The following is a 23662-nucleotide window of genomic DNA, read 5'->3' as shown; positions in this document are numbered from 1 at the left end:
TGAAACCCACAGTAAGTGACTTTTAATAAGTGTGATCTAAGTCATCAAAAGTTAAGTGTGAATTCAATCTAGTTAACCAAGCGGGCTTAGAATGCCAAAACTTATTAACAATTGAGCTCCAATGATAACACAGCCACAAATGCCACTAAAAACTAATGAAAGATTACCGCCTTTAACTTGGTAAAACTGATCATTATTGCCATTTTTTCTTACAGTATGAGCCATGACTGCAGGTAACAATACAGCAAGTATAGCAAGTGCTATGGCAGCGTACCCAAGTGCCATAATAAACCCTTGCGGGTAAAAGAGAGCGAAGCATAGTGGCGGAACAAAAGTAATAAGAGCAGACTGAACTCGATTTTTCGTACCTTGTTGTTTGTTAAGCGTATCACCCATGTATTCGAATAGGCCTAGGCTCACACCTAGAAACGAAGTTACTAGCGCAAGATCCGCAAAAACCCCAACAATGTTCGCTAAGTTGGAATTATGTACAGTTTGTGAAAGCGTGTTTAGTAACGCACTTAGGCCTGAATTGTTGACTAATACGGACTGGCTGATCACACCCAATGTGACGATTTGCCATAAAATGTAAATAACCAACGGTAGGGCAGATCCAATCACGATCGCTTTCTTCAATGCTTTTGTTTCACCGCCTAAGTACTTCACAATCGCTGGAATACTGCCGTGGAAACCAAATGAGGTAAAAATCACTGGGATTGCCGCTACAACTAAACCTTGCTGCATAGGCATACTCAGAAGGTAAGACTCAGTGACATTTGGCGCAAGAAAGGTGAGTACGAACACCATGGCGACTAATTTTAATGTAAATAGTACTCGGTTAACCTTATCAACAGTACTTGTTCCGACAGTCACGACCATTGCGACAAGCAGAGTAAATAATAGGGTTCCTGAGGTTTGGTTCACGACACCCATATCTAGGCTGTTTAAACGTTCTGTAAATTGAGCGCCTCCACCCGCAATGTAGGCCGCACAGAGAGAGTAGAAAAGGAACAGCATGGAAAAGCTAGCAATAAACTTTCCTTTCGTACCCAAAATCTGTTTTGCGAGGGTATGGAGAGTTGCATCACTACCTGCGTATTGATGGACTTCTAGCATTAATAGTGCTGTGAAAGCCATTAGCCCCCAAAGAAAAAGCATTATGATGAGGGATGTTCCAAACCCGATGCCTGCTGATGCGAGTGGTAGAGCGAGCATGCCTGCACCAATGGTGGTTCCAGCAATGATTAAAGTACTGCCAAAGATTTTTGATGTCATGAGTGTATTCTTAATTTTACATTTCAAGGTGTTGTAGATACTTTTATTTGGCGATTGGCCATTCTTGTGTGTCGTATCTACTGCTTTTGTAGCATTTTGAAGAATAATCAGGTGCAAAGCAATCACTTTTGTACATTATTATTTCCTTGGTGTAAATTTTAATTTACAGTGTTTATGTTGCATGGTGATACAATCATAAGCAAACGTTTACTTATGATGTTGTTCATATTAGTTTGAGAATTATCTTTAGATCGTCAGCAAACTGTCATATAAGGTAGATATAAAGGCACGGTGGCTTTTAAAAATAAACGATGGGTTTGTCGTCTTAAGATGATTTCACACACTGAACTAACAGCCCATCTATTTTGTGTACAAGAAATGGAGGTCAATAATGAGTGACCAAACAACCAATGAAGAGAGCTTGGAGCTCTTGGATGCAATCGAAATAGGCATCGACTTATCCGAATATGAGCAGGCAGTTGAAGAGCTTGCTGATAGCATTTTTGCAAATAAATAGATAACCGTTGTAGCCAGCACAATCATGTGCTGGCTAAATCTATATTTAAGGGCTCAGTAACTAAGAGCCATGTTAACTAAGAGCGATGGTAACTAACAGCTATAGCAATTGAGAACTTTAGCAATTAAAAACCATAGCAATTAAGAACGGTAGTAACTAAAAACTACAGTAATTAAGAACCACAGTAATTCGTGAAAGCGATGAACAGTTTTGTTACAATCCGCGCCTCTTTGATATTTGAGCGCAATTCATGTCTGATACCACTCTTACCTTTGACCAATTAGGTCTTTCCAAATCAATACTCACAACACTGGCGAAACTGAATTTTTCGCAACCTACTAGCGTGCAAGAGCGCGCAATTCCTCATGTTTTAGCAGGAAAAGATGTATTAGCAGGCGCTCAAACGGGAACAGGAAAAACGGCCGCTTTTGGTTTCCCTATCATTCAACGTTTATCCCAGAATCCAATTGATAGAGAGTCTCATAGCAAAGTGGTTCGTTCGTTGATTTTGGTTCCGACGCGCGAGCTTGCTCAGCAGGTCTTTGATAATTTAGAAAGTTATGCCGAAGGTAGCAATGTTAAAGTCGTTGTCGCTTATGGTGGAACGAGTATGCATGTTCAAACAAAGAATCTACGAGGAGGTGCTGATATTTTGGTGGCGACTCCGGGGCGTCTTATTGATCACCTCTTTGTGAAAAACATTGTTTTAAACCAAACCGAAACTTTAGTGCTTGATGAAGCCGATCGTATGTTAGATATGGGGTTCATGCCTGATATCCAACGTATTCTTCGTCGAATGAACGATGAGCGTCAGACTTTATTCTTCTCGGCAACGTTTGATAAAAAGATAAAGAAAATAGCGCACGATATGATGCGTGATCCGACTGAAATACAAGTCACACCTTCAAATAGCACCGCAGATAAAGTGAAGCAACTTGTCTTTCCCGTTGATAAAAAACGTAAAAGCGAGTTATTGGCGTATCTTATTGGCTCTCGAAACTGGCAACAAGTTCTTGTCTTTACTAAGACTAAACAGGGAACAGATGTGCTTGTCAAAGAGCTGAAATTGGACGGGATCAAAGCAGCATCCATTCATGGCGATAAGAGTCAAGGCGCACGTCAGAAAGCGCTCGATGATTTTAAATCAGGCAAAGTACGCGCTCTTATTGCGACAGATGTTGCCGCAAGGGGACTGGATATTCAGCAACTAGAACAAGTTGTGAACTTTGAATTACCTTACAAAGCGGAAGATTACGTGCATCGAATTGGGCGCACAGGCCGAGCAGGTAACGAAGGCTTAGCGGTATCACTAATGAGTAGGGACGAAGAATACTTACTTGAGGCGGTAGAAACGCTACTTGATACTCGCTTACCGCAAGAGTGGTTAGCTGGTTTTGAACCGAGTTTGCTTGGCGATGTTGAAGAAGATCGCACGCCACATAAAAAAGGACGCTCAGCCGACAAGCGCAAAATGAAGGCTAAGTTGAAAATTCATCAGAACCGAGGCAAAGCGAAGCGTTAAGAATTCGCCTGTGCGGATTTAGTCGTCGGGGTTTAGATAGGTGAGTTGATACGCGATAGTTTATGTGGATAGTATATGTGTATTGCTGAGACAGTTATCGGCTTTATCAACTTACATAAGGCTTATTCACTTAAACTGATATCTAGTGGTAAGCGGTAACGGGCTTTGTCTGGTGAAAACAAAGCCGTTTCGTTATATCCATCAGTGAATTAAAATATATCCAATAAGCGGATATCGATAGTTAAAACAGCATTCGGTCCAATGCTACTGCGATTTCCCTTTTTCCCCCACGCCAAATCTGGCGGGATTACAAATTCATAACGAGAACCTAATGTCATGTATTGTAGTCCTTCGGTTAATCCGTCGATTGCTTCTTCCACACTAAATTTTTCAGGGCTGTTGGTCTTGTATGTATCTGCGATAATTTTCCCGTCAGTTAACAGAATTCTTTGATGAACCTCAACACTATCATCCATTGTTGGTTTGCGTTCATTCGTAGCTTCAATCACGCGATACATTAAGCCGGAACCAGTCATCGTGACGTCCGATTTTTGTTGATATTTGACAAGAAAATCTTCACTTTGCTTTCTATTTTGCCCTGCGGATCCTTTACCACTTTTTTTATCTTTATTGCGTGCCATTATTTATATTCCAAGCTGATAAATTGATTGGTTTGTAATTTGACTTTAGTTATATAAAATCCTGATATTTCTACATAAAGAAATATATACATAATAATTAGTACCATTAAATATCATACCAAACCTAACAAATTACGGCTCACTTATAATTGAACGTAATGGTCACTTTTTGCGTGTTGGCACAGGAGTTAAATGATTTTTCATATTTATGACGGTGAACGACAGATTCAAGCGACATTATTTGAAATATACGTAAAGTGGCATCGATATAAAACGAGTTAAGTTGATTTTAATTTATGTCGAAGGATTAGATCATCTCATTAGTACGTTGGGTAATGAAATTGTCACAGTTGAAACTAACACGTTGTTATCAAAAGTAGGCAAACCAATCTCTGAGTTACCTTGGCAGCTGAGCATGAATTTAGATCAGGAATATTTTTATTCTTGAACCTCTCGTGGTGCCATTTTATCGAAAATCACTCGGATAAGTCAGATTTTCGGTTACAGTTCATCTTGCATTCTACTTCATAAACTATCTCATTAAGTGAGGTCGGTTTCAGTTCATCTTGCGGGGCAATATGGAGTTTTCTAACCATACTTTGATTGAAAATCTGCCAGTGATTAAGTAAACATTGTGATTCACAAGTTGTTTCGTTGGCCCAAGTCTCTTTCATGAATGGAGTGAGACTCGCAGCGGCGTGCGCAGACATGATGGATTGCCACTTTATCTCTTCTATGCGGATCGGCGTTTCCGGAAAATCTCGGTTATAGTCAGCCTCAAGCTTATACACCACCGCTTCAATTTCACCCACGCTATCAATAAAGTAGTCTAATAGCTCTCCGGCCTGCCTCACAGCATCAGCGATAAACTGGATTGGCTCTTTTCTAATGAGCATGTGTGCTTGCATTCTAGTTATAAATAGATAGAGCGTTGTATTCGCGGCTAATCCTTGTGGCATTTCTTGAAGAATATGCTTCATATACGCCAGCATATACTCATGTAAAGAGTCACTAATGGAGTACCAAATGTTCTCTTTGCTGCCAAAATGATGACGGATCAAACTGTGTGAAACGCCAGCTTTCTCACTGATATTTCTTAGTGAAACACGCTCATAGCCGAGCTCACAAAACATTTGAGCGGCAACGGTAATGATTTGATGCTTTGTCTCTTCTGCCGCCAGAGCACAGCGGCGACCTTGTTTTCTTTCCGTCATACGAACCTTCTTATCATCTAAGCTGTCTTTTTATCAGATTTCACAATATTTTTCATAAAAATAATTACTGCACAGGTGGAAAGTATACTTGATCTGAGCATAAATAACTATATACTGCCCGCATGTACAATAAACTTGAACGTATTGGATTTCGTTATGATTAACTCCCCATCGTTATTTAGTAGTCAGCTGAAATTGACGGCAGTGATTGCTCTGAGTTTTTTAATGATTGGCTGCAATCAAGCAAACTCAGAACCACAGACAAACATTATTAAGCCAGTGAAATTAATCACGGTTCCAGATCTATCTAGTCAGCGTATGGATAGTTTTTTAGCGAAAATTGATGCTACTGAGCGCGCAGAGTTATCGTTTCAAGTCGCTGGTGAAATTGAGTCAGTGCCAGTAAGAATGGGTGAGATAGTTGAGAAAGGGCAGGTGTTAGCACAGCTTGATCCTACGGACTACCAAATTGCGCTAGATGCGAAACAAGCTCAGTTTGATCTGGCTAAAACTCGATTCGACAGAGCGGAGAAACTGTACAGAAAGAAGTTGATCAGTACCGATTCTTTTGACCAAACAGAAACGTCTTACCAGGCTGCTTTAGTGTCCCTTGAGCAAGCGAAAACAGACTTGAGTTACACGACAATTTCTGCTCCTTTTGATGGTGTTGTATCACTTGATTTCAGCAAAGCACATGAACTTGTTGCGCCTAAGCAAGTGGTGTTGAACCTCATCAATAATGTAAAGATGGACGTGACGTTCAGCATTCCGGTGAAATACGTAGAAAAGAATGGTTTATCCGCAATTAAAAAGACGCAGCTTTTTGTTCGAATGGATAGCCATTTGACCCACATTATCCCTGCAAATTTCAAAGAGATCTCTACTCAGGCCGATCAAGATACAAACAGCTATACCGCGGTTGTTAGCATCACTAAGCCTGAAGGTATTAACCTGTTGTCTGGCATGACTGGACAAGTGCAAGTAGTGAATAGTGAAAGAAGCTCAGGGTTCAAGATTATGGATTCGGCGTGGATCACGAAAACCAGTGATAAAGGAACACTTTGGCTTTTTGATAGTGAAAGCAAGCAAGTAGAGAAGACCCAAGTGATGCTTGATGACGAAGGTTACGTATTAGATGGCTTGAAGCAGGGTGACCTCATCGTTGTTGCTGGCGTTAGTGACATTTCGGAAGGACAGCAAGTGAAAGTATGGCAACGAGAAGGTGGAATCTAATGTCGTATAACGTGAAAAAAATAGGTTCATTATCTGTATTAATGCTGGCACTGACTGGCCTTCAAGGTTGTTCAGATGCAGATGTTGTTGCTCCGTCACCTCTATTACAAGTTTCAACGTTAACCGTCGATGCGCCTTTAGAGAGCGAGTATCGCAGCTTTAACGGCCAAGTAGTTGCGGCTGAGTTAACGTCTTTATCCTTCCGTATTGAAGGAGAAATCAATCAAGTTGCTGTTCAACCTGGGCAACTTGTTAAAAAAGGTCAAGTCATTGCGACTTTAGACGATGAAAAAGCGAAGCAGAATCTAAAAGATGCGAAATCTCAATTAAACCTAGCAAGTCGCCAACTGAAGCGTGGCAACGACTTATACCGTAATGAGATGGTCTCAAAAGCTGAACTTGATGAATTGACAGCAAACTACAAATTGATGTCTGCAAACTTGAAAGCGGCGGAAATGGCCATCAAATACACACAACTACGTGCGCCATTTGATGGATTAGTTTCTGACGTTCCAAAAGATAATTTTGAAAATACAGCAGCAGGTGAAGTGGTCGCTACTCTATATAAAAACGACACGGTTTACGTACGCATTCAAATTTCAGACAGCGTTTTGGCGATGCTAAACCCAGAAGTTAATTCAGAAAGCTATCAACCTAGCGTTCGATTCTCAGGGGTTGAGCAAGCTTATCCGATGAAATATTTAGAGCACACGAGTGAGTTACATCCTCAGTCCCAAACTTATGAATTTTGGCTACAAATGCCGCAAGTTACCCCAATGATCATGCCTGGAACAAGTGCAACCGTCACTGTTGATATGATGAAAGCGGGCTTGAGTACTGTTCAGGGATATCAGTTGCCGATGACAGCATTGGATGCAGGGAGAGAAGAGGGTGAGTTCTTCGTCTGGAAAATGGTCAATGGAGCGGTTGAAAAAGTGAAAGTTGGCGTTGAAGAAACGACCAGTCAGGGTGTCATTGTTGAATCTGGCATTACTCAAGGAGACGTATTAGTGACGTCTAATCTAAGAAAACTTCGTCAAGGCATGGAATTAAAAGGAGCTGCTCAATGACTATCGCAGAGTACTCGATTCGTAACAAAGTAATCAGTTGGTTATTTATCGTTATATTAGCGATTGGTGGTGTGGTTTCATTTTCAGATCTAGGTCGTTTAGAAGATCCAGCATTTACCATTAAAGACGCAATGATCATTGCAAACTACCCGGGAGCAACGTCCCAAGAGGTAGAAGAAGAGCTGACATATCCGCTGGAAAAAGCGATCCGTCAGTTGCCGTACATAGATAAAATTACATCAACGTCATCAAACGGCATGTCACAAATGATGGTGAGCATGAAGATGGAGTATGGCCCAGACGAACTTCCTCAAATTTGGGATGAAATGCGTCGTAAGGTCAACGATCTTCGACCTGCATTGCCATCTGGTGTCACTTCTGTACAAGTCATGGATGATTTTGGTGATGTTTACGGCGTGATGATCATGCTAACGGGCGATGACTTTGACTATGTTGAACTTAAGCAATATGCCGATTACCTAACGCGCGAAATCGAACTTGTCGAGGGCGTGGGTAAAGTGAGTATAGCTGGTGATCAACAAGAGCAGCTTTTCGTTGAGATCTCATTAGAGAAGCTTGCCGCGGTCAATTTAGACATGTCCATCGTGAACAATTTATTGAATCAGCAAAATAGTGTTCAATCTGCTGGTGAAGTCATGCTCAATGGACAAAAACTTACCATTCGACCAAATGGCAGCATGAGCACGGTTGAAGAATTAGAAGAGCTGATCATTCACGGACGTGATACCGGTAACTTAATTCGCCTAAAAGACGTTGCAGAAGTGTCACGTGGTATTCAAGAAAAGCCGTCAAATATCGTCACTTATAACGGCAAACCAGCGATCAACCTTGGCATATCATTCAGTTCAGGGGTTAACGTTGTTGAAGTTGGTAATGCGCTTAGCAAAGAGCTTCAAACACTTGAAAACATTCGCCCAGCGGGTGTAGAGCTAAATTATTTTTACAATCAATCGGCGGAAGTTGACCAATCGGTTAAAGATTTTGTTATCAGCTTAGCTGAAGCTGTCGCTATTGTGATCATCGTTCTGCTTTTTGCTATGGGGCTTCGAAGCGGCATCATCATTGGTTCGGTATTACTACTGACCGTAATGGGCACCTTCATTCTGATGAAGTGGAATAATATCGAACTGCACAGGATTTCACTTGGTGCTTTGATTATTGCTCTAGGGATGTTGGTTGATAATGCTATCGTTGTTGTTGAAGGTATCCTTGTCGGCATTAAGAAAGGACGTACGAAGGTCCAAGCTGCTAATGAGATCGTAAAACAGACACAATGGCCACTGCTTGGTGCAACGATTATTGCCATTACTGCGTTCGCTCCAATCGGTTTGTCTGAAGATGCGACAGGTGAGTTCCTTGGCGATCTTTTCTGGGTACTATGCTATTCGCTTTTCCTAAGTTGGGTGACTGCGTTAACCATCACTCCGCTGTTGGCTAATCTATTATTTAAAGATGAAAAACCACAAGATGGCGATGAAGAAATAGACCCATATAAAGGGGCGCTATTCACTCTATTTAAATCCATGCTGACATTTGCATTACGATTCAGATGGCTTACGGTTGCTTCAATGGTTGGATTGCTGGTCGTCTCCATTATTGGGTTTGGACAAGTGAAACAACAATTCTTCCCGCCTTCAAATACACCGATGTTCTACATTGATATGTGGATGCCTGAAGGTACTGATATCCGTGAAACATCGAAGCAAAGTAAAGAAGTCGAGCGTTATATTCGTGCGCAGGATAATGTTGAATTTGTCACTACTTCGACAGGACAAGGGCTACAGCGTTTTGCACTAACCTATCAACCAGAAAAAAGCTACGAAGCATACAGTCAGCTACAAGTGCGAATGAATGATCGTGAGCATATGTTTGATCTATTGCACTTGCTGGATAAAGAGTTAGCCACGAAATTTAACCAGCCATCATTCCAATTTAAGTTGATGGAGTTTGGCCCTTCGCCTGCGTCTAAAATTGAAGCAAGGATCAGCGGTGCCGATCCACAAATATTGCGTGATATTGCGATTCAAGTAGAAGATATTCTTGCTGCTGACTCAGGTTCTAGAAACATTCGACATGACTGGCGCGAAAGAACGAAGGAGCTGGTTCCACAGTTTAATGAATCAAAAGCGCGTCGTTTAGGGATCTCAAAGCAAGATCTGTCAGAAACATTGCAAATGTCATTTGGAGGAAGTTCCATTGGGCTGTTGCGTGATGGTACGCATATGCTGCCGATTGTTGCTCGTTTGCCAGAAAGTGAGCGTGTCGATTTTGAATCGCTAAGTAATGTAAAAATTTGGAGCCCAACCCTTCAAACTTACATTCCGGTAGAACAAGTGATCGATGGCGTTAAGTTAAGTTGGGCTGAGCCACTGATTCAGCGTCAAGACAGAAAACGTACGCTTACAGTATTAGCTGACCATAATGTTTTGGGTAATGATACCGCGGCGAGCTTATTTGCACGCGTGCAACCAAAAGTCGAAGATCTTCATCTACCTGATGGCTATGTTATTGACTGGGGTGGTGAGTACGAGTCTTCAAAAGATGCACAAACATCTCTGTTTGGTTCATTGCCAATGGGCTACTTGTTGATGTTCATCATTACGATGCTGTTGTTTAACTCGGTGCGCAAGCCTCTTGTTATATGGTTCACAGTACCTTTAGCCATTATTGGTGTATCGGTAGGCTTACTTGGCTCAAATCTACCATTTAGCTTTACAGCTTTCTTAGGTTTACTAAGCTTAAGTGGAATGATTTTGAAAAACGGTATTGTTTTGTTAGATCAAATTAATATCGAGTTAGAGAGTGGGAAGGATCCTTACTTAGCTGTGGTTGATAGCGCGGTTAGCCGTGTACGACCAGTTTCAATGGCAGCATTGACCACCGTACTAGGCATGATTCCACTTGTCTTCGATGCGTTCTTCGGTTCAATGGCTGTTACGATTATGGCGGGTCTTGGCTTTGCTACGGTACTTACATTGATTGTAGTACCTGTGCTATTTGCTATTTTCTATAAAATCAAACCATCCACTGCCGGCTAATTTGATTATTTACCGCCGAGCCCTACCGAATATTCGGTGGGGCTTTTTTCGTTTAAGGGACGAAGGAAACGTAATCAAGGTTGAGAGGAATAGAAAGCCGCAATATCTTTGAGATCTTGATCATTAAGACGTTGAAGCTGCGTTTTCATCATGCTGGCGTAATCGCCCGTTCTTTGGTCATTTTGATAAGCTTTCATGGCATTGAAAAGGTATTGTGGGTTTTGGCTGTTCAGATTGGGGTAAGCATTGTTCTGCGCGATGCCATTTGGCCCATGACAGAATACACAGCTAGGCGCTTTGATCTTACCTAATTGAGGGTCTCCAAAAGAGGAGGCGATGCTAGGCAGTGAAGTGAGATAAGAGACAGAAATCAAAAGGGTTAGCAGAGGCTTAAACATAAAAATCTCGGATTAAGAATATTGAACAATAAACTAAAGCCTCCCCTTAGGGGAAGCTCAAGTCATCGTTCTATAAAAAGAGAGTGAGATTTAACGATAGGCTTTAATTTTTTCTAGTACCGTATCAATATCACGCTCAGATATATCGTTGTGGGTAACAAATCGAACTGGATTGCCAGGGCTGATGGTAATGCCATCCTGAGACAGCTTCTGCGCGAGAGATTTGATATCAACCGTGCTATCCAATTTTGCAAACACGATGTTGGTATGGATAAATTCAGGGTTAACATGAAACCCATCTATTGCCGCTAATCCAAGCGCGAGCTTTTTGGCATTGCTATGATCAATTTTGAGTTGTGGGACTTGCTCCGTGAGCGCTAATTTTCCAGCCGCCGCAAGAATACCCGCTTGACGCATACCCCCACCAAGCATTTTACGAATACGTCTTGCTTTGGCGATAAAGGCTTTATTACCAAGCAGTAGTGAGCCAATTGGGGCCGCGAGCCCTTTGGATAGACAGATCGTCATAGAATCAAAGTATTTGCCGATCTCTTTGACTTCCACATCTAATGCTGCCGCAGCGTTGTAGACTCGTGCGCCATCTAAGTGAAGTTGTAAGCCATGAAAATCGACAAACTCTCGTGCTTCAGCCAGATACTTCATAGGTAACACTTTGCCATTAATCGTATTTTCTAAACTTAGCAGTTTAGTTCGGGCAAAATGGCTGTCGTCAGGCTTAATCGCAGCCGTTAGTTTATTAAAATCTAGAGTGCCATCTGGGTTGTTCTCAATCGGTTGAGGTTGAATTGACCCCAATACCGCTGCGCCCCCGGCTTCAAATTTGTAGTTGTGGGCTTGTTGACCACATAAATATTCATCACCTCGTTCACAGTGAGACATAAGAGCAAGCAGGTTTGCTTGAGTCCCTGACGTGGTAAATAAAGCCGCTTCAAACCCATTCTCTTTTGCTACCCACTCTTCAAGTTCATTAACGGTAGGATCATCGCCATAAACATCGTCGCCAACCACTGCTTTCGCCATCGCATTGCGCATTGATTGTGTAGGTTTTGTTACTGTGTCCGAACGAAAGTCCATTTAAATTCTCCTAAATATAACCGCAAAGTTTGGCTTTACTTAAACATGCAATAGTTTTGGCATCAGTGATGCTTTCTTGTCGTATTTTATCTTCCAACTCATCAAGTGACAATGTCACAACCTCGATAATTTCGTCATCATCACAAGCGTAGCGACGAGTCTCACTGAGTTGTTTTGCAACATAAAGGTACTGTATTTCATCACAAAACCCAGCCAGAGGAGTGACAAGGCCAAGAGAAATGAACTCTTCACCACTGAATCCAGTCTCTTCTTCTAGTTCTCGTTTAGCGCATTCTAGAGGTTGCTCCCCCGGCTCAATCGTTCCCGCTGGTAGCTCTAAGAGCCACTTTTTTAATGAAGGGCGAAATTGATTGATTAAAATAATGTTGCCACTTTCTGTCACAGGAAGAATAACTGCAGCGCCGGGGTGGTGGATCATAGTGTGAGAAATCGTATTGCCGTTGGGGAGGGCGATATCTTCTTCAATGAGGGATATGTTTTTCCATCTATGGATAATTTTGCTCATGCAAATAGGGTCACTTTTTCTAGCATGCTGCCCAATTTTGGGTTGATAGCAGAAACCTTAACGATAAATAACGTTTAGCGAAAGCAAAAAAATGCAAAAAAGTTGTTAACTGACCACCTCAGTAGGTGATGTAGTTCCCAAAAGTGCAAACTATGATTGCCGTGAATTCCGTGGTACACAGATCTGATATAAGTACGAGTCAAATTTTAAATTACACTTGTAACAAAGTGATAACAAATGTATATATTTATTATATACATTTATAAAGTACATATTCCCCAAGGAGTTCCGGAATGATAAACACCTCGATAGCGTCTCATGCACAAAAGGCATTGCTTTCGGAACGTATTAATAAGCTTGCTGCTGCGCTTTCAGATGGTGTTTACGAACGAGAAGACACGATAAAGCTTTGCTTACTGGCCGCGCTCGCTGGCGAAAGTGTGTTTCTGCTCGGTCCTCCGGGCATTGCCAAAAGTTTAATTGCAAAACGATTGATACAAGCATTTGATAATAGTAGTTATTTTGAGTACTTAATGACACGCTTCTCTACCCCGGAAGAGGTGTTTGGGCCATTAAGCATTCAAGAGTTAAAAGATAATGGACGTTATGTTCGTTTAACCGAAGGGTATCTTCCTACGGCTCAAGTCGTATTTCTTGATGAGATTTGGAAAGCAGGGCCTGCCATTCTGAATACACTGCTCACTGTTGTGAATGAAAAGACATTTAAGAATGGCAGTGAAATCGAACGAGTTCCAATGAGGTTGTTGGTTTCGGCATCCAACGAGCTTCCCGATGAAGAGAGCGGTCTCGATGCACTTTATGATCGAATGTTAGTGCGAGTGTTTGTTAATCGAATTCAAAATAAGCAGAACTTTAAATCAATGCTTACCGTCGGTACGACGCAAGAAGCCATCATTCCTGAAGGGTTAGCCATTACCGATATGGAATACCACCAGTGGCAAGCTGAGCTTGAAAAACTAGAATTGACGGATGATTGCTTCGAAAAACTGTTCCAGTTAAAGAGCATGTTGGAAAAAACCATCGAGTCTAAAGGCATTGATGCCTCTGTCTCGGACATGTATGTATCTGATCGTCGCTGGAAAAAAGCCGTCAAGCTTCTCAAAGCAAGTGCTTTCTTTAATGGAAGAGATTCCATTAATCCTCTTGATTTACTTCTTCTGCAAGACTGTTTATGGAACAGCCCAGAATCAAGGGGTTTGGTACGAGATGTGATCAAAGAGTTCGCCTTGCAGTATGCTTTTGATCAGCAAGAGGTGACTCAACAAATCGAACTGTGTAAAGAAGAGTTAGCGGATATTCAAGCAGAACTAGAAGCACAGTTTGGCGTAGTACTCACAATGGAAGCTGCATCTGGCCTATTGCGCAAAGAGGTGTACCAATTTGATACATCGAAAGCGAAGCAGTACAAAGTGGGGAATGCCACCAACTTAGTCAAACTGGTTCTCCTGCAAAGTAACCTCTCTGTCTCGGAGTCTGAAAAGGGTGATAGCCGTTGGGTTTATGTACCTAAAGATGAACTTGAACGAGTTGTCAAAGAGGGGCATGGGGATGTCTATGGCTATGTAAACCAGAACACTAGCTTGTGTCGTTTACGTTTCGATCTCGATGCTTCAAATCAGTTGGTCATAAAAGATATTGCTAATCGTGCAGTGCTGGTTAGCGTGGTGACAACTGAAGGATTGGATGAAAATGTGTATCAGCAGTGGAACACGAAAGCGGATCAAGCTTTAGCTCAGCTTCATAATGCAGAACATCATTTAAGGCTTGTGAAATCTAATTTCCACGGAGCGCTTCCACATAACTTTATCGACCCTGAGCTGCCTGTTGCCATGGAATCGAGCTTGCAGCTAGTTTCTCAGTTACTTGAATCTACTCAAAAAGAGAGTGAAAAAATCGCGCAACGTATTATCAATCTGAAACATTTTTTTGAGTAAGAGGGGTAAGCATGCTAGGAGCCGATGGACTTAATTTAGCGCTGATGATTGCAGACTCCGGTATTATTGATACCGCAGTTAATGATCTACTTGCACGTTCACAAGTGATGATGGTGGCTGAAAATCAAGGTGTAAAAAGCTCAGTCAAAAACCACTTGAACAAGTGGCGAGGTAGTGTAAAAAAACGCATCACTAAAGTATGTGAAACTGAACGTTTTCAGCATGAACTTTCCCTTTATCAAGAAGTGATCCATTGGGATGAAGCGACATTTTTCTTAAAAATTAATGACGTCGTAAAAGAGCTGGAGTGGCACTCTGCTTTCTATATTCAAGCCCGCCGCTTACTTGAAAAAAACAAAGCCATCAATAATCCCATGTTCCCGCATTACTTTTGTGATCAGTGGTATAAAAGTCTATCCGATGCGATTAAACAAGCTCAAGTGTCTGAGCTTAAAGTGAATAAAGAGAAAGTGTTAGCCGATCTTTATCAGCGAATGGAAACCATGAAAAGCATGGATAAAGTGACAGATACTGGTGATGAAGGCAGTGTTGGTCGCTTATGGGATATGGCGTCTGCGAAGCTTAGCCGAACTGATTTAAGTGTCATGAAACGCCATGCGGAGTTCTTAAAGAAGAATAAAGGATTACAAGAGATCGCAGAGCAGCTTGGTCGCATGGCTGGGCAGGTGGATGATCCGGATTTAAACAAAGCACCAGCAGAAGAGCTGCAGATGGTGGAAGAGAAAAGTGATGAAGCGACAGATGATATTGTTGGCATTCATGAAAGTGATGATTTAAATAAACTTCTACCAAATGAAACCATGTTTTTAGCCTACCCAGAGCTTGAAGTGGTGTTTTATAAACATTTAGTTGACAAACGTCTCATGAACTATCGTATGCAGGGCAAATCTCGCACCTTACGTAAGGTGAGAGCGCATAAGCCTGAACATAAGCAGCTTGATGTAGAGAAAGGGCCGTTTATTGTTTGCGTCGATGCCTCTGGTTCTATGAGTGGTTTCCCAGAGCAGTGTGCAAAAGCGATGGCGTATGCGTTGATGCAAATCGCGCTAGCAGAAGAGCGTGAATGCTATGTCATTCTATTCTCTACAGAACAGATCACTTATGAACTTACTCGGCCTGATGGCTTACGCGAGGCGAGCGACTTCTTAAGTTATAGCTTTCATGGCGGGACAGATTTGGAACCTGTGCTGATCAAGTCGATTGACTTGATGAGTAGTGATAAATATCGGAATGCTGACTTGGTTGTTCTATCTGACTTTATCGCGCCGAAACAGCCTGAAGAGGTTTTAAAGAAAGTCGCGCAGTTGAAAGCACGTAAGAATCGATTCCATGCTGTGAGCTTGTCTAAATATGGAAACCCTGCGTTGATGTCGATGTTTGATCATAACTGGGCATATCACCCAAATATTGTAGGGCGTTTAATTAAAAAGTGGTAATCATCACTTAAGTATTGCTGTTCAATAAATAACAGATCAGATCAAAGCTTCAGCAAGTTGAGGTAAATACAATCAAACAAATTTAATTTTCACTTTTTTGTTTGACTCTGTTCGCTCAATCCGTAAAGTATGCCTCAACGCAAAGGGAATCCCCTAACGCGTTGAAAAATATGGCGCCTTGGCAGAGTGGCTATGCAGCGGATTGCAAATCCGTGGACCTCGGTTCGACTCCGGGAGGCGCCTCCAGATTTTGATAAAAAAACCTGAGCTTTTAAGCTTGGGTTTTTTTATGCCTAAAATTGCATATTTTATGGATTGAGTCATAATTCTACCTTTGAATTCTTGAATAAAGTGTTTAAATGTATATCGTAAGGTAAAAATAAATTGTCTACCTTATCTCTACCAGCGTAATAGACTCAGGAAACTCAATGCCATTTCCTCAAATATCATTTAAATTTAATGATGGTGTGAAAACCGTCATGTTTTTCCTTTTCTCCTTTTTCATGTCCATGTTTCTCCTTGTTCCATTTGCCTCAGTACACTACGAAAATGTGACGTTAAATGCCGTCCATTCCGTTGAAGTTAAGCTCGATGCAATCAAGTCGGATTTCCAAAAGTTCATTGCTCAAGATAACTCTGAAAAAGGGTGTCCATTAATGGTTCAGGAGTTACGACAAAGTGTTTTTGGCACCCATATGGTGAAAGAGGCTGCCTTATTTGATTCTAGTGGCCTTTTCTACTGCTCAACGACTGACGGTAGTGTGTCTTTTCAACTATTTGAGTCTATAGAGAGGCGTTTGGAGGCTACGAATACGACACTATCTTATTCAAGAGCAGCCGTTACTGGCCTGAAATCGATAATGTTGATATTCACAAATGGGAAGAATGGTGGAGTGAGTCTTCTCATTCCGCCGAAATATATCTATGACGTTGTTCAGTCAGAACTTGGAAAAGATGATATTCATACTAAAGTTGAAGTCATCGGAAGGGATATTAATCCAAGTGCTAGCAGCCGTTATTTATCTCATAAGCGGTTTAAATCGAAGAAGTACCCACTCTCTGTCACCTCGTATATAGATGGCTCATATTACTTTCAGTATATGTTGAACTATATATGGTTTGGATTTCTTATAGCAGGAGTCAGTACCGTCGCCATCGTTTTTCAGCAACACAAAAGGCTTGTTCAGAGAAGTTTGGGTTTTTCATTAAACAACGCGTTAGATCAGGGTCACTTGCATGTCCATTATCAGCCCATTGTTGATCAACGCTCCAAAGAAGTGGTGGGTTGCGAATCTCTATTAAGATGGAATGATCCGATAGAAGGGGCGGTATCACCTGCTATTTTTATCCCTTTAGCTGAAAATTTAGGTTTAATCGAGGATCTTACCTACTTTGTACTCTCTGAAGCCCTCACTCTGATAGATAAAAATCCTGAGTTATTTGAAACTCGTTATGTCAGTGTGAACATAAGCCGTAAAGTAGCATCTAACGCTCAGTTTTTTGACAAAGTGACCTCTATTTTTGAAGGAAAAACTGAAGAGCTTCAAAAAATTGTGTTTGAAATTACGGAAAATGGGGAGTGCTCAGGAGAAAATATGAAGCAGATCCTCCTGAATCTTCAAAAATTCTCAGCACTCGGGGTGAAAATTGCCGTTGATGATTTTGGAACAGGGTACGCAGGATTAGACTTTGTTAGACAATTTCCATTTTCAGTCTTAAAAATAGATCGAGTGTTTGTTAAAAACATCACTGATGAATCGAGCATTGGGCTACCTTTGCTTGAATCGATGATCCAATTATCTAAGTCTCTTGATATGAAGCTTATAGTCGAGGGTGTTGAAAACGAGCTTCAGCTTTCCGTGTTATCTAAAATGGGCGTCAAATACATACAAGGTTTCTACTTCCATAAACCGATGCCAAGAAGTGAGTTTATCCATTTGCTGAAGAAGAACGTGGGGCAGCCTCAAACCGCTTCTGAACATCAACCTGCTTGCGAACCTGAATATCTTGGTAATATTCAATCTCTTTAATTCTGAGGCTGGTCACGAGTTGTCATCATAGCCTAACCGTAACCTTAGCGAGACTGTGCTTTCAGCCGGTCAATTCCAGATGCAAAAAAGCCCTGATATTTCTATCAGGGCTTATGCTTTCTTCATAAAGAAATTTGGAGCGACACACGAGGTTCCCTCTCTTTAAACCATTAGGCGTGACCTCAACCTTGGTAAGGTTGTGCTCTTTGCGGACTAACTCTAGATGTAAAAAAAGCCCTGACATTTCTATCAGGGCTTAATACTTTCTACTTAAAGAAATTTGGAGCGACACACGAGGTTCCCTCTCTTTAAACCATTAGGCGTGACCTCAACCTTGGTAAGATTGCGCTCTCAGCGGACTCATTCTAGATGCAAAAAAGCCCTGATATTTCTATCAGGGCTTATGCTTTCTTCATAAAGAAATTTGGAGCGACACACGAGGTTCCCTCTCTTTAAACCATTAGGCGTGACCTCAACCTTGGTAAGGTTGTGCTCTTTGCGGACTAACTCTAGATGCAAAAAAGCCCTGACATTTCTATCAGGGCTTATGCTTTCTTCATAAAGAAATTTGGAGCGACACACGAGGTTCCCTCTCTTTAAAACATTAGGCGTGACCTCAACCTTGGCAAGGTTGCGCTCTACCAGCTGAGCTAGTGTCGCATTGCTGAATTCAAAGAATACAGGCTTTAAAAGATGGTGCCCCGGGCCGGACTTGAACCGGCACAGCGCGAACGCCGAGGGATTTTAAATCCCTTGTGTCTACCAATTCCACCACCAGGGCACGCAATTCTTGATTGCGATAATCGGCACCATTGTCTCGAAAGACGTTTCCAATTTTCGTAAATTCTTTTGTCTGGGACATCTCCCTGAAGACGAGGCGTACTTTAACGTATTCTGGATAAGAGTCAATAATAAATTTTATTGTTTTGATTCAAGTGGTTAAAAACCGATCTTGCGACTATTTTATAAGCAAAGTTTGTCTAATAAAAAGACATAAAAGAAAAAGCCCAACAGATGCTGGGCTTTGTGGTGTCGCTTATGTCATGAATTTGGACAATTTAGTGTGGCTGCATCTCTAACACTTCGACTTTCACTGCTGCAACTTTAAACTCAGGGATCTTCGCATGAGGATCCGTGGCGGTGGTTGTAAGTCTATTTACAGGGGACTCAACAAAGTGGAATGGAATAAAGACCACCCCTTTTTGCATTCGTTTTGTCACAAAAGCATCAATTTCGATAGAACCTCGGCGAGTCGATACTCTAAGTGGTTGGCCGTTCTTGATTCCAAGCGCTTCTGCATCAGCAACACTGATCATCGCTCGTGGACCTGCTAGGTTGTTCAAGCCTTTTGTTTTACGAGTCATCGTGCCGGTATGGAACTGTTCCAGTACGCGACCTGTTGTAAGCACAAGAGGGTACTCATCATCAGGTAATTCAGCGGCATACCTGAACGGAATCGCCTCCATTTGACCCCGCCCACGAGTAAACTGAGTTTGGTGCATAATACGAGTGCCTTCAGGGTTGTTTTTGTTACTCGGCCATTGGATCCCATCAATGGTGATGTTCTCCCAACGTAACCCTCCATATTGTGGTGTTACGCGGGCAATCTCGTCTGTAATATCTGAAACGTGTTGGTAATTCCATTCGCCGCCCATAGCATTAGCAATAGATTGGATGATCACCCAGTCCTCTTTTGCTTCGCCAGGTGGTTTTACGGCAGGATTAATACGCTGAACTCGACGTTCGGTATTGGTAAAATGGCCGCCTTTTTCTGCAAAAGAGCAAGAGGGCAGGACCACATCCGCATACTGAGCGGTTTCAGTTAAGAAAATATCTTGTACCACCAAGAAATCTAACGCTTCTAATCCCTCAATAACGTGCGCTTGGTTAGGGTCACTCAACACCGGGTTTTCACCCATAACGTACATACCGCGCACTTCACGCTTACATGCGGCGTCAATAATTTCAGTTAAGGTTAAGCCAGACTCGATAGGAAGGTTTGGAGCGTTCCATTCCATTGCAAATTTTTGGCGAACTAATGGGTTATATACTTTCTGATAGCCCGGATAGTTATTCGGTAAAGCCCCCATGTCACAAGCACCTTGAACATTCGACTGACCGCGTAATGGGTTAATACCACCGCCTTCAATTCCGATATTACCGCAAAGAAGTTGTAAGTTAGCGATAGAACGAACGTTATCGTGTCCTGTTGTATGTTGAGTGATCCCCATTGAGTAGTAAACTGCGGTGCGTTCCGCAGTACCAATTAAACGAGCCATTGCGAAAATATCGTCTGCCTTAACGCCTGTCACTAGCTCTACTTTATCCAGAGCGTAGCTAGGTGACATGACCTCTTGCAGCAAGGTATCAAAACCATCGACGCGATCTTCAATGTACTCTTGGTCGTACCAACCGTGTTTGATAATTTGCTGCATGACCCCGTTAATCAGCATCACATCGGTTCCGGGGCGGTGTGCTAGGTACAACTCCGCGTGGTCTGAAATATCAATACGTTTTGGATCTGCAACGATCAATCGTGCTCCATGATGACGTACTGCCTGTTTAATGTGCGACCCGATGATAGGGTGGGCGGCAGTGGTATCTGAACCAATGATGAAAATGACATCCGAGTGTTTAATACTTGGAATATCATTGGTCATTGCGCCACTTCCTAGCGAGGCTTCGAGGCCAGTTACGGTTGATGCGTGACACAACCGAGCACAGTGGTCCACATTGTTCGTTCCAAGCTCACGACGAATGAACTTTTGGAAGGCATAGTTATCTTCGTTGGTTGTTTTGGCAGATGAGAAGCCTGCTAGGGCATTACCACCAAATCCATTTTTGATGGCACTGAATTTCTCTGCGACGAGTGTAATTGCTTCATCCCAACTCGCAGGCTGTAACCAGCCATCTTTTCTGATGAGCGGTGTGGTTAAGCGGTTGTCATCGGCGATAAAGTCGAAGCCAAAGCGTCCTTTAACACACAACATGCCTTCGTTTACTGGAGAGTTTGCCCCTTCAACATACTGAATTTTATTGCGTTGCTCGTCCACATACATGGTGAGTTTACAGCCGACACCACAATAAGTGCAGATCGTATCAACCGCTTTCAATGCTTCGGTTCGGCCTTGAGAACGATCACGAGCATCGGTCATTGCGCCTGTTGGGCAAGCTTGAATGCAAGCGCCACACTGAACACAGTTAGAATCACCCATTAAGGTTTTATTTGCCCCAAAGTTTGGACGGCATTCAGGTCGAGAAGCGGGCGTTCCATCTTTATTGGTCATAAAGCTTAGAATGCCGTGCACCGATTGATCTCGACATGCTTGTACACATTGACCACAACTGATGCAGCGGTTTGCATCGAAAATCACAAATTCTGAACTGCTATCGACTTCGAATTTTTGACGCGATTCTTTGCAGCGATTCTCTTGCCAGTAGTCGTTCGATTGAATGTCGATAGCATGGTCGAAAGTTTGTACTGCGCCATATTCGGTCGAGTAATTACGAAGGTCACAATCAGTATTGGCTTGGCAACCACACTCTAAGCATCGTGCTGCTTCAGCGATTGCATCAGCATTATCAAAGCCAGTTTCTACTTCATCAAAACTCTGTGCGCGCTGTTCTGCTGTGAGCTCCGGCATGATTTTACGCGCGACTTTTTGTAGATTCTCAAATTGCAGCGGATCTATTTGCTTAAGCTTCTTCTCTTTACGTGAATTAAATGGAGTAACAGGGATATTTTCCATGTCACCATTGAAGAAGCGATCCATGGCTTCGGCTGCGATACGTCCATCACCAACGGCTTCGACTGCGGTGGCTGGGCCACGACGAAAATCACCAATACTGAATATGTTGCCCGTTCCGCTATGCATCGTTTGCGGATTCGCGTCCGCCGTATTCCAGCGAGTTAATGGAATTTCGAGTGATTCGTTATCCATAAAGCTCAGGTCTGGCTTTTGTGATACTGCCGCAACCACCGTATCAAAAGCTTCTGTGAAAAATTCACCTGTCGGTTTTGGACTGCGTCTGCCAGATGCGTCTGCTGGACCAAGCTTCATGCGCTCTAATCGAACTTCTTTGACACGGCCATTGTCGTCGCTCATGTTTTCGACGGGGTTGGTTAAAAAGTGAAATTTCACCCCTTCATGTTCTGCTTCTTCAATTTCGTAATCTTCAGCAGGCATTTCATCGCGAGTTCGACGGTAGATGAGTGTAGTGTCTGCGCCATCACGTACTGCCGTTCTTGCGCAGTCAATTGCAGTATTACCACCTCCAATAATGGCGACTTTTTTACCCGTAGTATAAGTTTGTTCAGTTACATAATCTTTTAGGTAGTCAACACCAAGATAACAACCATCAAGTTCGCTTCCGGTGTAATTCATCTCTACCGCTTGAGACGCACCAACCGCGAGACAAACGGCATCATAATCTTCACTCAAACTTGATAAGGTAAAATCAACACCAAGTTTTTTGTTGCACTCAATCACCATGCCATTGCGGCACATTAATTCTATCTCTTTGTCGAGAATGCTTTTAGGTAAGCGGTATTCTGGAATGCCATAACGCAGCCAACCACCCGCTTGAGGCATGGATTCAAATACGGTGACTGAATAACCTTCATTTGATAGAAAATAGCCCGTGGTTAATCCGCCAGGGCCACTACCCACAATCGCCACACGTTTATTTTTGTCGGCTTTCTTCGGTGGTGTATAGCTCTCTTGGGCGGCTAAATCGGCATCTGCGGCATGTCGCTTAAGTTGTCGAATTGCGATGGAATCATCCACCAAACCTCGACGACATTCGGTTTCACAAAAAGCAGGACAAACGCGGCCAATTGAGAGAGGCATAGGAAGAGTGCGTTTGATGACCTCGATTGCTTTTTGGTGATCGTTTTGTGCGATATGGAATAGGTATGATTGAATATCGACCCCCGCAGGGCAGGCGGTTTTACAGGGTGCTTCGCAATCTGCATAGTGATCCGTCATGATACGGTTTAGCGCTTTCTTTCGGTGAGCGCTCAGAGCCTTAGATTGAGTAATTACATTGAGCCCATTATAGACTTCAATCTCACATGAACGTTTTGTTCCGCCACTTTCCACTTCTACGACACAAAGATCGCAGGGCACTTTATCCGCTGTTTTATTGAGTCCGCATAAAGATGGAATGTCGACACCACAGACTTTGGCTGCTTCGAGTAAAGTTTGCCCTTGTTCGGCAATTCTATGTTTACCATCGATAACTATTTGAACCATACGTTCCTCGCTTATTGAATGCGGATGTGCCTCGAATGAGTAATTTTTCATGACTTTCAAAGCTTTATATTTATTCTGGCATGTTGCGTTCAATGCTATTAGCTCGTAGTAGACCTACATGGGAGCTATTCCCTATTAACCATAATAAAATGAGGGTGAAATGCGTGTGACATTACCCTCATAATCCGCACTCTGTCTAGGGTTAATTTTGCATATTTGTCGTATTAAACTGTCTTATTGATAGAAATAAGAATAGTTGCGATATGGACTCTGAAAATAGACTAAAAGCTCTATGAAAATAGTGAGATAAGTTAGTAGAAGAGGAGAAGAATTAAGTCTAATTATGATAAGAGATAAGAGATAAGAGATAAGAGATAAGAGATAAGAGATAAGAGATAAGAGAGGGCGGCCGTGG

The 23662-nt window shown here is 42.3% G+C and carries 15 protein-coding genes and 3 tRNA genes; 9 read left to right on the top strand and 9 right to left on the bottom strand.

The window, feature by feature from the left end:
* Positions 1-72: 72 nt before the first annotated feature.
* A complete protein-coding gene (locus FCV43_RS15835; RefSeq protein ID WP_017053127.1) occupies positions 73-1275 on the bottom strand; it encodes an aromatic amino acid transport family protein in 1203 nt (400 codons plus the stop codon).
* Positions 1276-1666: 391 nt separating this feature from the next.
* Between FCV43_RS15835 and FCV43_RS20785 the strand changes: the two genes are divergently transcribed.
* Positions 1667-1792: a hypothetical protein gene (locus FCV43_RS20785; RefSeq protein ID WP_017053126.1), complete on the top strand. Its 126-nt coding sequence runs from the start codon at positions 1667-1669 to the stop codon at positions 1790-1792.
* A gap of 250 nt (positions 1793-2042) precedes the next feature.
* Entirely contained in the window at positions 2043-3314 is a 1272-nt protein-coding gene (locus FCV43_RS15830) for a DEAD/DEAH box helicase (protein ID WP_136995730.1), read from the top strand.
* A 209-nt stretch (positions 3315-3523) separates the two neighbouring features.
* Here FCV43_RS15830 and FCV43_RS15825 read toward each other — a convergent pair whose 3' ends face one another.
* Together FCV43_RS15825 and FCV43_RS15820 are read right to left on the bottom strand one after the other, a co-directional pair.
* The gene (locus FCV43_RS15825) at positions 3524-3955 is read right to left on the bottom strand and encodes an FKBP-type peptidyl-prolyl cis-trans isomerase (RefSeq protein WP_136995729.1); all 432 of its coding nucleotides are present in this window, start codon (positions 3953-3955) and stop codon (positions 3524-3526) included.
* Between the two features lie 476 nt (positions 3956-4431).
* A complete protein-coding gene (locus FCV43_RS15820; protein ID WP_136995728.1) occupies positions 4432-5169 on the bottom strand; it encodes a TetR/AcrR family transcriptional regulator in 738 nt (245 codons plus the stop codon).
* A 156-nt stretch (positions 5170-5325) separates the two neighbouring features.
* Between FCV43_RS15820 and FCV43_RS15815 the strand changes: the two genes are divergently transcribed.
* From FCV43_RS15815 to FCV43_RS15805, 3 genes are read left to right on the top strand one after another with little or no spacing between them, the layout of a single operon-like run.
* Entirely contained in the window at positions 5326-6402 is a 1077-nt protein-coding gene (locus FCV43_RS15815) for an efflux RND transporter periplasmic adaptor subunit (protein ID WP_136995727.1), read from the top strand.
* On the top strand, positions 6402-7472 hold the full coding sequence (locus tag FCV43_RS15810; protein WP_136995726.1) for an efflux RND transporter periplasmic adaptor subunit: 1071 nt from the start codon (positions 6402-6404) through the stop codon (positions 7470-7472). Before FCV43_RS15815 ends, FCV43_RS15810 begins: the two co-directional genes overlap by 1 nt.
* On the top strand, positions 7469-10531 hold the full coding sequence (locus tag FCV43_RS15805; RefSeq protein WP_136995725.1) for an efflux RND transporter permease subunit: 3063 nt from the start codon (positions 7469-7471) through the stop codon (positions 10529-10531). The genes FCV43_RS15810 and FCV43_RS15805 overlap by 4 nt, the downstream gene beginning before the upstream one ends.
* 74 nt (positions 10532-10605) lie before the next feature.
* Here the strand turns inward: FCV43_RS15805 and FCV43_RS15800 are convergent, their stop codons facing one another.
* The 3 genes from FCV43_RS15800 to FCV43_RS15790 all read right to left on the bottom strand — a co-directional run bounded on the left by FCV43_RS15800 (position 10606) and on the right by FCV43_RS15790 (position 12550).
* Positions 10606-10929: a c-type cytochrome gene (locus tag FCV43_RS15800; protein ID WP_136995724.1), complete on the bottom strand. Its 324-nt coding sequence runs from the start codon at positions 10927-10929 to the stop codon at positions 10606-10608.
* Between the two features lie 90 nt (positions 10930-11019).
* Positions 11020-12024 carry a low-specificity L-threonine aldolase gene (gene ltaE, locus FCV43_RS15795; protein ID WP_113797885.1) on the bottom strand — a complete coding sequence of 335 codons (1005 nt, stop codon included), beginning with the start codon at positions 12022-12024 and terminating at the stop codon, positions 11020-11022.
* Positions 12025-12034: 10 nt separating this feature from the next.
* Positions 12035-12550, bottom strand: a complete 516-nt coding sequence (locus tag FCV43_RS15790; protein WP_017053117.1) for an NUDIX hydrolase — start codon at positions 12548-12550, stop codon at positions 12035-12037.
* Positions 12551-12843: 293 nt separating this feature from the next.
* Between FCV43_RS15790 and FCV43_RS15785 the strand changes: the two genes are divergently transcribed.
* From FCV43_RS15785 to FCV43_RS15770, 4 genes are all read left to right on the top strand, one after another.
* Positions 12844-14505 (top strand): ATPase RavA domain-containing protein, encoded by a 1662-nt coding sequence (locus FCV43_RS15785; protein ID WP_136995723.1) that lies wholly within the window; start codon positions 12844-12846, stop codon positions 14503-14505.
* 11 nt (positions 14506-14516) lie between these two features.
* Complete coding sequence (gene viaA, locus FCV43_RS15780) at positions 14517-15962, top strand: ATPase RavA stimulator ViaA (RefSeq protein ID WP_113797888.1); 1446 nt, start codon at positions 14517-14519, stop codon at positions 15960-15962.
* A gap of 172 nt (positions 15963-16134) precedes the next feature.
* Positions 16135-16208: transfer RNA gene (locus FCV43_RS15775), tRNA-Cys, on the top strand.
* 182 nt (positions 16209-16390) lie between these two features.
* Positions 16391-17992 (top strand): EAL domain-containing protein, encoded by a 1602-nt coding sequence (locus tag FCV43_RS15770; protein ID WP_136995722.1) that lies wholly within the window; start codon positions 16391-16393, stop codon positions 17990-17992.
* Positions 17993-18561: 569 nt separating this feature from the next.
* Here FCV43_RS15770 and FCV43_RS15765 read toward each other — a convergent pair.
* From FCV43_RS15765 to fdhF, 3 genes are all read right to left on the bottom strand, one after another.
* Positions 18562-18652 (bottom strand) — tRNA-Gly (locus FCV43_RS15765).
* Positions 18653-18686: 34 nt separating this feature from the next.
* Positions 18687-18773 (bottom strand) — tRNA-Leu (locus FCV43_RS15760).
* Positions 18774-19050: 277 nt separating this feature from the next.
* Entirely contained in the window at positions 19051-23247 is a 4197-nt protein-coding gene (fdhF, locus tag FCV43_RS15755) for a formate dehydrogenase subunit alpha (protein ID WP_136995721.1), read from the bottom strand.
* Between the last annotated feature and the right edge of the window lie 415 nt (positions 23248-23662).

The organism is Vibrio genomosp. F6, assembly GCF_005146325.1.
GTDB classification, from domain to species: domain Bacteria; phylum Pseudomonadota; class Gammaproteobacteria; order Enterobacterales; family Vibrionaceae; genus Vibrio; species Vibrio cortegadensis.
This window is presented reverse-complemented; position numbering and strand designations above follow the sequence as displayed.